The 14,067-nt window shown below is 57.1% G+C and carries 10 protein-coding genes, 1 tRNA gene and 2 rRNA genes; 10 read left to right on the top strand and 3 right to left on the bottom strand.

Translation table 11 applies throughout. The annotated features are described in order from the left end of the window. Positions 1-37 precede the first annotated feature (37 nt). The 6 genes from ACZ5TN_RS06380 (at position 38) to ACZ5TN_RS06355 (ending at position 7,253) form a co-directional block, all read left to right on the top strand. Positions 38-877: a ribose-phosphate diphosphokinase gene (locus ACZ5TN_RS06380; protein ID WP_464916270.1), complete on the top strand. Its 840-nt coding sequence runs from the start codon at positions 38-40 to the stop codon at positions 875-877. Between the two features lie 394 nt (positions 878-1,271). Then, a 16S ribosomal RNA gene (locus tag ACZ5TN_RS06375) occupies positions 1,272-2,759 on the top strand. Positions 2,760-2,812: 53 nt separating this feature from the next. Beyond that, positions 2,813-2,889 (top strand) — tRNA-Ala (locus ACZ5TN_RS06370). Positions 2,890-2,996: 107 nt separating this feature from the next. After that, a 23S ribosomal RNA gene (locus ACZ5TN_RS06365) occupies positions 2,997-6,025 on the top strand. Together the 16S and 23S rRNA genes with 1 tRNA gene alongside form the textbook arrangement of a ribosomal RNA operon. A 174-nt stretch (positions 6,026-6,199) precedes the next feature. After that, entirely contained in the window at positions 6,200-6,676 is a 477-nt protein-coding gene (locus ACZ5TN_RS06360) for a magnesium-dependent phosphatase-1 (RefSeq protein WP_464917545.1), read from the top strand. Positions 6,677-6,686: 10 nt separating this feature from the next. After that, positions 6,687-7,253, top strand: a complete 567-nt coding sequence (locus tag ACZ5TN_RS06355; RefSeq protein WP_054840533.1) for a DUF366 family protein — start codon at positions 6,687-6,689, stop codon at positions 7,251-7,253. Here ACZ5TN_RS06355 and ACZ5TN_RS06350 read toward each other — a convergent pair. Together ACZ5TN_RS06350 and ACZ5TN_RS06345 are read right to left on the bottom strand one after the other, a co-directional pair. Further along, a complete protein-coding gene (locus ACZ5TN_RS06350) occupies positions 7,247-7,858 on the bottom strand; it encodes a hypothetical protein (RefSeq protein WP_464916269.1) in 612 nt (203 codons plus the stop codon). The two genes, ACZ5TN_RS06355 and ACZ5TN_RS06350, sit on opposite strands and share 7 nt — an antisense overlap. Positions 7,859-7,905: 47 nt before the next feature. Continuing rightward, positions 7,906-8,778 (bottom strand): PhoI, encoded by an 873-nt coding sequence (locus ACZ5TN_RS06345; protein WP_464917544.1) that lies wholly within the window; start codon positions 8,776-8,778, stop codon positions 7,906-7,908. A 132-nt stretch (positions 8,779-8,910) separates the two neighbouring features. On the opposite strand from ACZ5TN_RS06345, the gene lysS reads away from it, so the two are divergent. Beyond that, positions 8,911-10,491 carry a lysine--tRNA ligase gene (lysS, locus tag ACZ5TN_RS06340; RefSeq protein WP_464917543.1) on the top strand — a complete coding sequence of 527 codons (1,581 nt, stop codon included), beginning with the start codon at positions 8,911-8,913 and terminating at the stop codon, positions 10,489-10,491. Between the two features lie 7 nt (positions 10,492-10,498). Here the strand turns inward: lysS and ACZ5TN_RS06335 are convergent, their stop codons facing one another. Then, a complete protein-coding gene (locus ACZ5TN_RS06335; protein ID WP_464916268.1) occupies positions 10,499-11,185 on the bottom strand; it encodes a class I SAM-dependent methyltransferase in 687 nt (228 codons plus the stop codon). An 89-nt stretch (positions 11,186-11,274) separates the two neighbouring features. On the opposite strand from ACZ5TN_RS06335, the gene ACZ5TN_RS06330 reads away from it, so the two are divergent. From ACZ5TN_RS06330 to ACZ5TN_RS06320, 3 genes are read left to right on the top strand one after another with little or no spacing between them, the layout of a single operon-like run. Beyond that, positions 11,275-12,231 carry a beta-ribofuranosylaminobenzene 5'-phosphate synthase family protein gene (locus tag ACZ5TN_RS06330; protein ID WP_464916267.1) on the top strand — a complete coding sequence of 319 codons (957 nt, stop codon included), beginning with the start codon at positions 11,275-11,277 and terminating at the stop codon, positions 12,229-12,231. Next, the gene (locus tag ACZ5TN_RS06325; protein WP_464916266.1) at positions 12,224-13,375 is read left to right on the top strand and encodes a DUF1464 family protein; all 1,152 of its coding nucleotides are present in this window, start codon (positions 12,224-12,226) and stop codon (positions 13,373-13,375) included. Before ACZ5TN_RS06330 ends, ACZ5TN_RS06325 begins: the two co-directional genes overlap by 8 nt. 59 nt (positions 13,376-13,434) lie before the next feature. Further along, positions 13,435-14,019 (top strand): indolepyruvate oxidoreductase subunit beta, encoded by a 585-nt coding sequence (locus tag ACZ5TN_RS06320; protein WP_464917542.1) that lies wholly within the window; start codon positions 13,435-13,437, stop codon positions 14,017-14,019. Positions 14,020-14,067 lie beyond the last annotated feature (48 nt).

Below are 14,067 nucleotides of genomic sequence, written 5' to 3'. Positions count from 1 at the left end.
GTAAATTCGACAGGAATTCGGCAAAGGAGGTGGTTGGATGTTCCTTCTAGGCAGCGGTGGAAAGCACTTCGAGGATGAGCTCAGGAATGCAGGTGCGAAGATTCTTGAGGTTGAGATAAAGCGCTTCCCCGATGGTGAGAAGTACGTGAGGGTTATGGGCAACGGGGATGAAGCAACAGTCGTAAGCTCAACATTCTACCCGCAGGACGAGAAGATAGTCGAGCTGTTACTCCTTGGGGATGCTCTGAGAGAGAAAGGTTTTGGGAAGCTGAAGCTGGTTGTTCCGTACTTCGCCTACAGCAGGCAGGACAGGGTGACCAAGGATGGGGAGCCGATAAGCGTCAGGGCGGTCATGAGGGCGCTCGGCATCTACTACGAGGAGCTCTACATCTTTGACACCCACAACCCCGAGACTCTCAGGTTCTTCCCAGGGAAGGCAGTTAATGTTTCACCTGCCAGGGTTATTGGCGAGTACTTCCGTGAGAAGCTGGGGGACGGCCTTGTGCTCGCACCCGACAAAGGTGCGTTGGAGAGGGCCAGGGCCGTTGCGGAAGTCCTTGGTCTTGAGTACAGCCACTTTGAGAAGCGCAGGATATCCCCGACAGAGGTCGAGATGCATCCCGTTGACGTTGATGTGAAGGGCAAAAACGTCCTGATAGTGGACGACATAATCAGCACGGGCGGTACTATGGTGAGGGCCGCTGAACTGTTGAGGAAGCTCGGGGCCAAGAAAATTTACGTCTCCGCAACGCACGGCGTCTTTGCCGAGGGGGCAATAGCAAGGGTCAGCAGGGCTGTTGATGAGCTCGCCGTCACCAACACCATACCAACTCCTGTGTCGAGGATAAGCATAGTGCCAGAGTTGCTAAAGCTTTAGTGACCTTGCCAGGTTCTATCTCATGTTTTGACATTTTTATGCTAATTTTTCGCATTTTAGAACTCTTTTTTAACGCTTTCATTTTCAAAAACATGGCCTCTCAAGGGTTTTGCAAAAATTTTTCACTGCGGGGGTTCGTCCCTATAGGGTGGAGCGCCCGAACAGGGCGCGACGAAACCCGAGCGCCAAGACGGCGGCGTCGGGGGGAACGGGTGCAAAGCACCCAGGATGAACCCCGCCCTCCAGCTCGGGTCACAAAAAGGTGCGCTCCCGAGGAAACGCCGAAAGGCGGACCCCTCGGGGGTAAGGCAGGCCCGACATCCCGACCAAACCCCGGACGGGAATTATGGTACTTCCCGCTAAGGGAAGTCCCACCGGCCGTACTCCTTGCTCAATTCCGGTTGATCCTGCCGGAGGCCACTGCTATGGGGGTCCGACTAAGCCATGCGAGTCATGGGGCGCGCTCTGCGCGCACCGGCGGACGGCTCAGTAACACGTCGGTAACCTACCCTCGGGAGGGGGATAACCCCGGGAAACTGGGGCTAATCCCCCATAGGCCTGAGGTACTGGAAGGTCCTCAGGCCGAAAGGGGCTCTGCCCGCCCGAGGATGGGCCGGCGGCCGATTAGGTAGTTGGTGGGGTAACGGCCCACCAAGCCGAAGATCGGTACGGGCCATGAGAGTGGGAGCCCGGAGATGGACACTGAGACACGGGTCCAGGCCCTACGGGGCGCAGCAGGCGCGAAACCTCCGCAATGCGGGCAACCGCGACGGGGGGACCCCCAGTGCCGTGGCATAGCCACGGCTTTTCCGGAGTGTAAAAAGCTCCGGGAATAAGGGCTGGGCAAGGCCGGTGGCAGCCGCCGCGGTAATACCGGCGGCCCGAGTGGTGGCCGCTATTATTGGGCCTAAAGCGTCCGTAGCCGGGCCCGTAAGTCCCTGGCGAAATCCCACGGCTCAACCGTGGGGCTTGCTGGGGATACTGCGGGCCTTGGGACCGGGAGAGGCCGGGGGTACCCCTGGGGTAGGGGTGAAATCCTATAATCCCAGGGGGACCGCCAGTGGCGAAGGCGCCCGGCTGGAACGGGTCCGACGGTGAGGGACGAAGGCCAGGGGAGCGAACCGGATTAGATACCCGGGTAGTCCTGGCTGTAAAGGATGCGGGCTAGGTGTCGGGCGAGCTTCGAGCTCGCCCGGTGCCGGAGGGAAGCCGTTAAGCCCGCCGCCTGGGGAGTACGGCCGCAAGGCTGAAACTTAAAGGAATTGGCGGGGGAGCACTACAAGGGGTGGAGCGTGCGGTTTAATTGGATTCAACGCCGGGAACCTCACCGGGGGCGACGGCAGGATGAAGGCCAGGCTGAAGGTCTTGCCGGACACGCCGAGAGGAGGTGCATGGCCGCCGTCAGCTCGTACCGTGAGGCGTCCACTTAAGTGTGGTAACGAGCGAGACCCGCGCCCCCAGTTGCCAGTCCTCCCCGCTGGGGAGGAGGCACTCTGGGGGGACCGCCGGCGATAAGCCGGAGGAAGGAGCGGGCGACGGTAGGTCAGTATGCCCCGAAACCCCCGGGCTACACGCGCGCTACAATGGGCGGGACAATGGGATCCGACCCCGAAAGGGGAAGGGAATCCCCTAAACCCGCCCTCAGTTCGGATCGCGGGCTGCAACTCGCCCGCGTGAAGCTGGAATCCCTAGTACCCGCGTGTCATCATCGCGCGGCGAATACGTCCCTGCTCCTTGCACACACCGCCCGTCACTCCACCCGAGCGGGGTCCGGGTGAGGCCTGGTCTCCCTTCGGGGAGGCCGGGTCGAGCCTGGGCTCCGTGAGGGGGGAGAAGTCGTAACAAGGTAGCCGTAGGGGAACCTACGGCTCGATCACCTCCTATCGCCGGAAATCCCGTCCGGGGGGTTTAAGGGATGTCGGGCCTGCCATCAGTGGGCCGGTAGCTCAGCCTGGGAGAGCGTCGGCTTTGCAAGCCGAAGGCCCCGGGTTCGAATCCCGGCCGGTCCACCACGAAGAGGTGCACATCCCGAGCACGGCTCGGGGTGGAAGGGCCTGAGACCCCGAACAGGGGTCACGATGAGGGCCGTGCATAGGCGAGCTGGTCCAGAAAACGTCCCGCCCGGTGGCAACTAAGCCGCCTGGTGGATGGCTCGGCTCGGGGCGCCGACGAAGGGCGTGGCAAGCTGCGATAAGCCCCGGCGAGGCGCAGGCAGCCGTCGAACCGGGGATGCCCGAATGGGACCTCCCGCGGCTTTTGCCGCACTCCCAGTCGGGAGGGGGAACGCGGGGAATTGAAACATCTTAGTACCCGCAGGAAAAGAAAGCAAAAGCGATGCCGTGAGTAGGGGCGACCGAAAGCGGCACAGGGCAAACTGAACCCCGGGCCGAAAGGTTCGGGGGATGTGGTGTTGTAGGGCCCGCGGAGGAGCCCTGGGGGCGAAGCCGAAGTCCGCTGGAACGCGGCGCCGGAGAGGGTGAAAGCCCCGTAGGCGTAAGCCCCCGAGCTCCTGCGGTGTCCCTGAGTACCGTCGGTCGGATATCCGGCGGGAAGCTGGGAGGCATCGGCTCCCAACCCTAAATACGTCCCGAGACCGATAGCGAACTAGTACCGTGAGGGAAAGCTGAAAAGCACCCCGGGAGGGGGGTGAAAAGAGCCTGAAACCAGGCGGCGATAGGAGGGTGCGGCCCGAAAGGGTTGACCCTCCCCGAAGGAAACACGGGCGACCGTGGAGTACGAGGGGAGGTGACCGGGGTTGCACCGTCCGTCTTGGATCACGGGGCAGGGAGTTCACCCGAGCGGCGAGGTTAAGGGGGTCAACCCCGAAGCCGCAGGGAAACCGACAGGTCCGCAGCCCGTAAGGGCGAGGGACGGGGTGTGAAAGCGCCCGGAGTCGCTCGGGTGAGACCCGAAGCCGGTCGATCTAGCCCGGGGCAGGGTGAAGTCCCTCAACAGAGGGATGGAGGCCCGCTAGGGGTGCTGACGTGCAATTCGCTCCCGTGACCCCGGGCTAGGGGTGAAAGGCCAATCGAGGCCGGCGATAGCTGGTTCCCGCCGAATTATCCCCCAGGATAGCCCGGCCGGAGGTAGGCAGTGGGGTAGAGCACTGATTGGGGGTTTAGGGGGCGAAAGCCTCCGGCTCCCTGTCAAACTCCGAACCCACTGCCGCCGTAGATGGCCGGAGTAGGGGGGCGGTGTAAGCCGTCACCCGAGAGGGGAACAACCCAGACCGGGGTTAAGGCCCCAAAGTGCCGGCTAAGTGTTACTCCAAAGGGTGTCCCTGGCCTTAGACAGCGGGGAGGTAGGCTTAGAAGCAGCCATCCTTTAAAGAGTGCGTAACAGCTCACCCGTCGAGGTCAGGGGCCCCGAAAATGGACGGGGCTTAAGCCGGCCGCCGAGACCCCGGCGCACGGACCGATTGGTCCGTGATCGGGTAGGCGGGCGTGCCGATGGGGCGGAAGCCGGGCCGTAAGGTCCGGTGGACCCGTCGGTATTGCGGATCCTGCCGGGAGTAGCAGCATAGCCGGGTGAGAATCCCGGCCGCCGTAGGGGCCAGGGTTCCACGGCAATGTTCGTCAGCCGTGGGTTAGTCGGTCCTAACCCGACCCGTAACTCGGCGTCGGGGAAAGGGAAACGGGTTTATATTCCCGTACCGCGGTGGTAGGTGCGGCAACGCAAGCCCGAGGGGTGACGCCTCGGGGTAGGCGGACCGGTCCACAAGGCCGGCTAAGCGTATAAGCCCGGGGAGTGCCGTAATGGCGAGAACCGGGTGAAAGCGCGAATGGCCTCCCGTAAGGGGGGTTCCGCCGATCCCTGGGGCCCGTGAAAAGCCCCTCGGGAACGATCCACCGCGACCGTACCGAGAACCGACACTGGTGCCCCTGGGTGAGAAGCCTAAGGCGTGTCGGGGGAAACCCAGCCGAGGGAACTCGGCAAATTGGCCCCGTAACTTCGGGAGAAGGGGTGCCTGCGGGTGCGTAACCCGCAGGTCGCAGTGACTAGGGGGGCCCGACTGTTTAGTAAAAACACAGGTCCCAGCTAGCCCGAAAGGGTTTGTACTGGGGCCGACGCCTGCCCAGTGCCGGTATGTGAAGCCCGGGTACAACCGGGTGAAGCACCGGTAAACGGCGGGGGTAACTATAACCCTCTTAAGGTAGCGAAATTCCTTGTCGGTTAAATGCCGACCTGCATGAATGGCGTAACGAGGTCCCCACTGTCCCCGGCTGGGGCCCGGCGAAACCTCTGCCAGGCGCATATGCCTGGGACCTCCGGTGGGAAGCGAAGACCCCATGGAGCTTTACTGCAGCCTGCCGTTGCCGTACGGCGGGGGGTGCGCAGCGTAGGCGGGAGGCGTCGAAGCCCGCCCTCCGGGGCGGGTGGAGCCGCCCATGAGACACCGCCCACCCTCTGCCGTACGGCTAACCCGCGGAAGCGGGGACAGCGGTAGGTGGGCAGTTTGGCTGGGGCGGCACACCCTCGAAAAGGTATCGAGGGTGCCCTAAGGTCGGCTCAGGCGGGTCAGGAATCCGCCGTAGAGTGCAAGGGCAAAAGCCGGCCTGACTGGACCCGTAACAGAGGCGGGTCCAGCCGCGAAAGCGTGGCCTAGCGAACCCCTGTGCCTCCCCGGTGGGGGCCAGGGATGACAGAAAAGCTACCCTGGGGATAACAGAGTCGTCTCGGGCGAGAGCCCATATCGACCCCGAGGCTTGCTACCTCGCTGTCGGCTCTTCCCATCCTGGCCCTGCAGCAGGGGCCAAGGGTGGGGGTGTTCACCCATTAAAGGGGAACGTGAGCTGGGTTTAGACCGTCGTGAGACAGGTCGGATGCTATCTACCGGAGGTGTTGGCCGCCTGAGGGGAAGGCTCCCCCAGTACGAGAGGAACAGGGAGCCGCGGCCTCTGGTCTACCGGTTGTCCTACAGGGCATAGCCGGGCAGCTACGCCGCAGCCGATAAGGCCTGAAAGCATCTAAGGCCGAAGCGGCCCCCGAAAACAGGCGGCCACTCCTGGGCGTTGGGCCTGGGCGACCGGTCCGTTGCCCAGGACGAGGGCCCGGGAAGAAGACCCGGTTGATGGGGCGGGGATGTAAGCGGGAAGGGAAACCGACCCGTTCAGTCTGCCGCTCCCAACAGCCCGAGTGCTACCGGGCGGGACGTCTGAGAGACCAGCTCGCTTATGCACGGCCCTCATCGTGATAATTCTTCTGAAAATCTTAGTCTCGTTGTAATCGGTGTGTTCAACTGCAATATAAACTCTTGTGAATTCTGTTGTTCCGATAGTAACCGTTAAATTTTCTCCAGAGGAGCTTTTTCTGGTGGTTTGCATGAGGCTATTGATTCTTGACCTTGATGGAACTCTCTGGGATCATGAAGACGCTTCTCGCCTTACTCCACCCTACGAATTTTACGATGATTATCTCGTTGATGCCTACGGTGAAGAACTACACTTGTTCCCAGGTGTTAGAGACTTCCTCGACTGGGCCAGCGAACGCTTTCTCCTCTCAATAGCCAGCTGGAACGTGGAGGGGAAAGTGAGGCCCATCCTCGAAGGCTTTGGCCTCTGGGACTACTTCCTGTTCCCGAAAATCGAGGGACACCCCAACAAGGCGGACATGATACGAAGAACCATTGAGGAGCTCGAATCGATTGGTTACACAATCGACGACGTCATCTACGTTGACGATAGGGCAATCCACGTGGACAAGATTAAACAGGAACTGCCAGATGTTGACTTCATCCACATGTGGGTTGATGTAAAGTCTTTTGAGGAGCTTAAGCAACTCCTTGAAAAGCTGGATTGAGGTGATGGAAGTGGAACTGCTCATCGTTAAGGACAGACGGATAGACTACGATGGTTCGGCAATTCAGAGCCACTGGGCCTACAGAAACTTTGGAATCCTCGGCAACTCAATAGTGATCTTCCGCGGGAAATGCAACGTTAAAGTTGAGGAGATGATAGACATCGAAGACCTCCGCCAGAGCAAGGAGATAAAGAGCGACGACATGGTGCACTACATCATCGAGGTCTTTGACCTTGTAAACACACTCTTTGCTTCAACCCTTCAGAAGCTCTTCATAGCAAGGCTATGCGAGGTACTGGGTGAGTACGGAGTAAAGACTCAAAGGAAGGGCGACGACATCTATGTGAACGGAAAGAAGCTCAGCATCTCGATAGCCACCGTTTCTCCCGTCAGCGTGAAGATACACATTGGTATAAACGTCGAGGCCAGGGGAATTCCAGAGGGCGTCGATGCGATAGGCCTGAAAGAGCTTGGGGTAACCGACGTTGAGGAGTTCATGGAAAGAACTGGTAAGGCCCTCGTTGAGGAGTTCAACAAAGTAAAGAGGGACAGCCTCAAGGTAAGATGGGCTCAGTAGAAGAAATAGAGTAGAGACCCAACGAGGGGAACCGCGAGGTTGTCGTCCACCCACGGCTGGTATTCAGCCAGCATGAGCACGAATGCCCACCCTATTTTTCCTATTGTGCTCCCTTCGAGAAGGGCAATCGCGATTATAACTGCCGTTACTAGGTAGCCTAAACTCCCAGTCCAGTGCTTTTTGAGTTTCACGTTGAAGCCGTTTCGCTTGAAGTAGTAGTGTCTTATTATTCCTGTAACCCCGTCGCTTATTGCCATCGCCAAAAGCAGGGCCGTTGAATAGTTTCTTGGCATGAAGTAACTTATTCCAGCGGCGGAAAGAGCGAAGAACACTTCACCGTAGTTGTTCTGGAGCTGATACCACGAGAATTCGCTCCGTTTTAGGTGGGGCCACAGCTGTGTGAGGCCGAAGGCAAAAGCCGCTGGTGCGAATACCTCTTTCGGAATGAGCCCATAATAGAACATCAGTATTGCTGGAACAATGCTGAAGTGTATGAGCTTCCTGTTCACCCAGGCCCATTCCTGCCCTAGGTACTTTGTAAACCAGATCGTCCCGACTATGATTGAAGCTCCAATAACGGCATAGGGAACCCAGCTGAAGTCCACGTTATTTCACCAAAGATGAAAAGCGTGAGGAGGGTTATATACCTTGCTCATCCGAAGGCCTTATGCACTGCCTCTAGGGCGTTTATGAGGTCCCCAGCGTGCACAACGATATACCACTCTCTTGTTCTCGTCAGCTCTCCCCTCGACTTCCCAATAAGCTCTCCGTAAAGGCCCTGGATTCTTATCCTGGGCTCCGTGGTCGTTAGCTTCAGTGTTATCTCCGTTGGCTTTCCGTTTTCCCACACCATTCCGACTTTTAAGCCTGCTTTAGTTTCCTTCCTCTTCTTCAGCCCGAGCTTTAGGTAGCGGAGCCTCTCCTCCGGAACCTCGTTCTCCTCTGCTTTCTCCCGTAGGTACTCATCCGCTAGGGTTAATCCATGAAGTCCGAGGGCGTATCCGAAGACTGGTATCCCGAGGTCTTTCCTGCTTCTCCCCTTGTAGGCGTAGACCTCTATTCTGCTTCCAGAGCCCTTTGAAGCCAGCTGAATTCCCTTGGCCTCTTCGTCTTTGAAAGCCCCGAACTCCTCAACGATGTCCTCGTACGCTGAGAATGGGAGCGAAAAGCTTGCCCACGTCCCCCAGAGCCGCGGTGGCACGGAAAGAAAGCCCATCTCTTCAAGGTGGTACTCCATGGGCTTTGGCTTCAGCACGAGAAAGCCCTTCTCAGTTACGTCTAGTTCGATCACCGCCCGCTCTTCTGGGAGGAGGGCGAACTTTCCATCGCCCTTGTAGTCTCTTGCCTTCAGCAACTTTGATTCTCTAATTTTTCTGTGTTCTCTTGAGCTTACGACAACTGGAACGGGTGTTTTTCTTCCGCTCTCTTTATCGTACGGCACCTTGAATCCTGCCTTCAGGAGCTCTTCCTGTATCTCCAGTGATGCCGGAAAGAAAACTTGGCTCCTTAGAAGTTCAACTTCCACTTCGACCACCGTTTTATTTTTCTGTCGTCTTGTTTTTACCATTAAGCTTTATAACTTTTGCCCTCAATAACGTAGTTTTGAACCGGCCGTAACCTTAAAAGGGCTTTTCCCGAGCTAAGCGCGGTGGTGAAAATGGTTCACTGGGCTGACTACATGGCCGAGAAGATTATCAGGGAAAGGGGCGACAAGGAGGAGTACGTGGTAGAGAGCGGAATAACCCCGAGCGGTTACGTTCACATAGGCAACTTCCGCGAGTTCTTTACCGCTTACATCGTTGGACACGCCCTCAGGGACAGGGGCAAGAAGGTCAGGCACATCCACATGTGGGACGACTACGACCGCTTTAGGAAGGTTCCCAAGAACGTCCCACCCGAATGGAAAGAGCACCTCACGAAGCCGGTCCGCGAGGTTCCGGACCCCTGGGGCTGCCATGAGAGCTACGCGGACCACTTCATGAGCCTCTTCGAGGAGGAAATCTCAAAGCTTGGCATTGAGGCTGACTTTCTCCACGCGAGCGAGTTGTACAAGAGCGGCGAATATGCCAAGGAGATAAGGCTCGCCCTTGAGAAGAGGGACGAGATAAAGGCCATTCTCGACAAGTACCGCGAGAGGGCAAAGCAGCCGCCACTCGAAGACTCCTGGCAGCCGGTCATGATCTACTGCCCACACTGCAGGAAGGAAGCTGAGTTCGTCTCCTGGGACGGCGAGTGGAAGGTGTCTTATAAGTGCCCCCACTGCGGCGCTAAGGGCGAGACTGATATCAGAGAAGGCAACGTCAAGCTCCGCTGGCGCGTTGACTGGCCGATGAGATGGGCACATTTCAAGGTTGACTTCGAGCCCGCTGGTAAGGATCACCTTGCCGCGGGAGGCTCCTACGACACTGGGAGGGAGATAGTTGAGAAGATATTTGGCTGGCCCGCCCCGATAGACCTTATGTATGAGTTCGTCGGCATAAAGGGCCAGAAGGGCAAGATGAGTGGAAGCAAGGGTAACGTGATTTTACTTTCCGACCTCTACGAGGTTCTTGAGCCCGGAATAATCCGCTTCATCTACGCAAAGGCCAGACCGAACAAGGAGCTCAAGATAGACCTCGGCCTCGGTCTGCTCAACCTCTACGACGAGTTCGACAAGGTCGAGCGCATCTACTTCGGCCTTGAGCACGCCAAGAACCCAGAGGAAGAGGAGGAGCTGAAGAGGACGTACGAGCTTTCGATGCCGAAGCTCCCGGAGAGGCTGGTGGCTCAGGCACCCTTCCGATTCCTGGTTACCCTCGTCCAGATGCCGCACCTCGATGAGGACGGGATAATAAGGATTCTCCAGGAGCAGGGCCATGTCCCGGAGAACCTTACAGAGGAAGACATCGAGAGGATAAAGCTCCGCATACGCCTGGCCAAGAACTGGGTCGAAAAGTACGCACCAGACGACGTTAAGTTCTCGCTCCTCGAAAGGCCGCCCGAGATCGAACTCAAGCCCGAAATTAGGGAAGCCATGCTCGAAGTTGCAGAGTGGCTTGAGGGACACGAGAAGTTCAGCGTCGATGAGCTGAACAACGTTATTTTCGACGCGGCAAAGAAGCGCGGGATTCCAAGTAAGGAGTGGTTCAAGGCACTCTACAACATCTTCATAGGCAAGGACAGAGGGCCGAGGCTGGCACCGTTCCTGGCTTCCCTGAACAGGGAGTTCGTCATCAAGAGGCTGAGGCTAGAAGCTTAAGCCCCTTTCATTTCTTTGGTTCATAGACCTGTAAGTATGAGTGCTCGTTCAGCTTTTCTTCTCCCACTTTCCTGAAGTAGAGCTTCGCGAGCAGTTCAACGGCCATTTTGCCCCAAACGTTGAACTTCACCCTGAACGAGTCCTTTTCGCTCTGAAACTCTATGACGACGGTCTTTTCTTCTTGGTCTGGTAGAACCTTGTTTACCCAGTACTCGGCTCCGACTACCTGGCCGTTCATGAGAACTGGCAGGAGTGCCCTTAGGTCCGTGAACTGAAGGATAAACTTTCCTCCAGGCTTCAGAACTCTCGCAGTTTCTTTGAAAACCTTGGCTAAGTCCTGAGGTTCAAAGTGGACGAGGCTGTCTATAAAGAGCACGTAGTCAAAGCTGTCGTTTTCGAACGGGAGTTCTCTCGCGTCTCCTTCGATGAACTCTACACGAGACTCCTTCTCTTTCGCAAACTCCCTCGCTTTTTCCAGCATGAACCTGCTGTTGTCAAGTCCGACTACCTCAAATCCGAGGTCCTCTAGAAGGAACGAGAAGCCCCCAACACCGCAGGCGAGGTCAAGGACCCTACCTCTCGTTTTCATGAACTTCATAAGTAGCGGCTCCAGGTTCTCTATCCTTCTCCGGTACTCCTCGGAGTTTATGTCGCTGTAGGCTTTAAATGCTGAGTAGTACTCTACAAACCCCATGTTGGTAAGTTTGTTTTGAGACCTTATATACCTAACCCGCGCACTAGATTTTTAATGACTCCAATTGAGATTCCGTCGGGGTGAGGTTAATGGATTCGATCAGAATCAAAGCGCCGGCCCATCTTCACACTGGGAACCCCGACCTCAGCGGTGACATGGGCAGGCTCTACGGGACAGTTGGTTTTGCAATCGAGACCCCTTCTCTGGAGGTTGAAGTTAGGAAGTCTGATAGGGACCGTTCGAACGACAACGACGCTTTGAAGTTTTTAAGGCGGTTCAGGGAGTCCTACGACTTTCCGCCGGTTGAGGTTACAGTCCGCAGGTACATTCCTAAATGGGTCGGGATAGGTTTCCACACGACCCTTGCACTGACCATGGGCGCGGCAATATCCAAACTCTACGGTCTCGGCTTGTCCCTTGAGGACGTTGCTTTGGCCATGCGCAGGGGTTTGATAACCGCTCTGGGCTTCTACGCTGTTAAAGTAGGAGGCTTTATCTACGAGGGCGGCTTCCCGGTTGATAGGCGGGAAAAAGTAGTCCCACCGCTGATATTCAGGGGTGAGGTTCCAGATGACTGGCTCTTCGTGGTCGCCATTCCGGAGACGCCGAGGAAGGCCCTCGCTGAGGTTAGGAAGAGGGAGGACGAGATTCTCGGGAACCTGAAGAAGATGCCCCCTGAGCTGGCCGACAGGCTCTCAAGGATAGTCCTCATGAAGATCCTTCCAGCTTTCGTTGAGAGAGACATCAGAACCTTCGGAGAAGGTCTGTACCAGTTCAACCACCTCCTCGGCGAGTTCTGGAGCGATTACCAGGAGAACGTCTACTGCTGTGACATCGTGAACGAGGGAATCAAGCTGATGCTCGAAAGGGCCCACTGCGCCTGCCAGACGAGCTGGGGGCCGACCTTCTATGGCCTCGTTGATGGTATTGAACATGCTGAAAGGCTCAGGGCCGAGGTTGAGGCCTTCCTCAGGGAGAACGGAGACGGTGGTGAGGTCTTCGTCACGAAGGCCGACAACAGGGGAATGGTGGTGCTGGATGGTTAAGGCGGTTGGTATAGACTCCGGGACGAAGAGCATGGATATCTTCGGCTTCGACGACGAGAATGGGGAGGTTATAGTTGACGCATCCGTGGACAGGAACCGCGTTACCGAGAACCCAGGGATAATAATCGAACTTCTCAGGGATGTTCAGGAGGAGCACGGGAAGATAGACGCCATAGTCGGCCCCTGCGGCTACGGAATTCCCTTAAAACCTGCCAGGGAAGCCACCGATGCCGAGATAGCTCTGGCGACTTTCATAACGGAGGCCGACGTGAGGAGAAGGCTAAAGATAGTTGGCCTAAGGGAACTGATGCTCATGATGCGAGAAGCTGACGATCTCAACATATACTTCACCCCAGGGGTTATACACCTTCCAACGGTTCCAGAGTGGAGGAAGGCCAACAGGATTGACCTTGGTACAGCGGACAAGGTGTTCACCGCGGCCCTCTCCATCGTCAGGGAGGCTGAGAGGAAGGGAGTGCCCTATTCCGAGACCAACCTCATAGCAGTTGAGATAGGCTTTGCCTACACTTCCGCAATGGCAGTTAAGAACGGCCAGATCGTTGATGGAATGGCGGGCACCGCCGGATTCTCCGGCTACCTTGGGATGGGGTTCATGGACGGCGAGCTGGCCTATGCCCTGGCGAACGCCCTGGAGGACTTCGGGAAGATGGTGCTCTTCCAGGGTGGGGCGGCCTACGTGGCTGGAATAGACCCCTTCAGCGTTTCTCCAGAAGAGTTCGTTAGGCTGGCAAAGGAAGACGAGGAAGTGAGGAAAGGCTACGAAGCGATGATAGAGGCCATAGTCAAGGACGTCTTTGCCCTGCTCCCCTCGGTAACGCCCGATTCGATCTACCTGAGCGGTCGCTTCTCAAGGATTCCGGAGTTCTTCAGGGACGTTAAGGAGGCGCTTGAAAACGCCTTTGAAACCTATGGCTTCTCCGTTGATGTTCTCAAACTCGAGAGCCGGGCGAGGGCGAAGGAGGCAGCGGAGGGAAGCGCAATAATAGCGAACGGCATTGCAGGCGGAAAATACAGGGAGCTCGTTGAGACACTCAGGCTGGGGGAGAGCTCCGGTTCGATCTTTGACTGGGTCAAGCTGAAGGAGAGGGAAAGGCTCAGAATCTTCGAGAAACTGATAGTTTGACCGAACCTTTTTGAGCTTAGGTTTTTATGTTTCTTCTCAAACTTTTTCTGGTGGTGGGAATGGAGTTCAACCTCATCATAACCGGTGTCGGCGGCCAGGGCGGTTTGACCCTCTCAAGAATAGTCGGGAACGCCGCAATGGTAGAAGGTTACAACGTCAGGATCGGTGAGACCCTTGGGATGAGCCAGCGTTATGGGAGCGTTCTGAGTTACCTCCGCTTCGGTGAGGAAGTGTATTCCCCTCTCATTGAGGAGGGTGAAGCGGATTTGATGCTGGCCCTCGAGCCAGCGGAAGCCCTGAGGAACGCCCGCTTCCTGAGCAGGAAGAGCCACGCGATAATCAACGCCTACCCTATCCACACCGCTACGACCCTTGTCGGAAAGGAGCGCTATCCTGAGCTTAATGAAATAAAGGAGGCAATAGGCCAGATTTGCTCGGTGGATATGCTTGATTTCCAGAAAGAGGCCGATAAAATAAATCCGAGAACCCTGGGAGTACTCATGCTCGGGTACGCTTATGGGAAGGGACTGATTCCGCTCAGGAAGGAGAGCATCCTCGAGGGCATCAAGCTGACGCTCAGGGAGAAGCTCTGGGAGATGAACTTCAGGGCCTTTGAGAGGGGAGTTGAGCTGTCGAAAGAATGAACCCCTCAATGTTCTCCACAACCTTTATATCTTCTCTCTTCTTCTTGT

The sequence above is a fragment of the Thermococcus sp. JCM 11816 genome (assembly GCF_055396515.1).
This window is presented reverse-complemented; position numbering and strand designations above follow the sequence as displayed.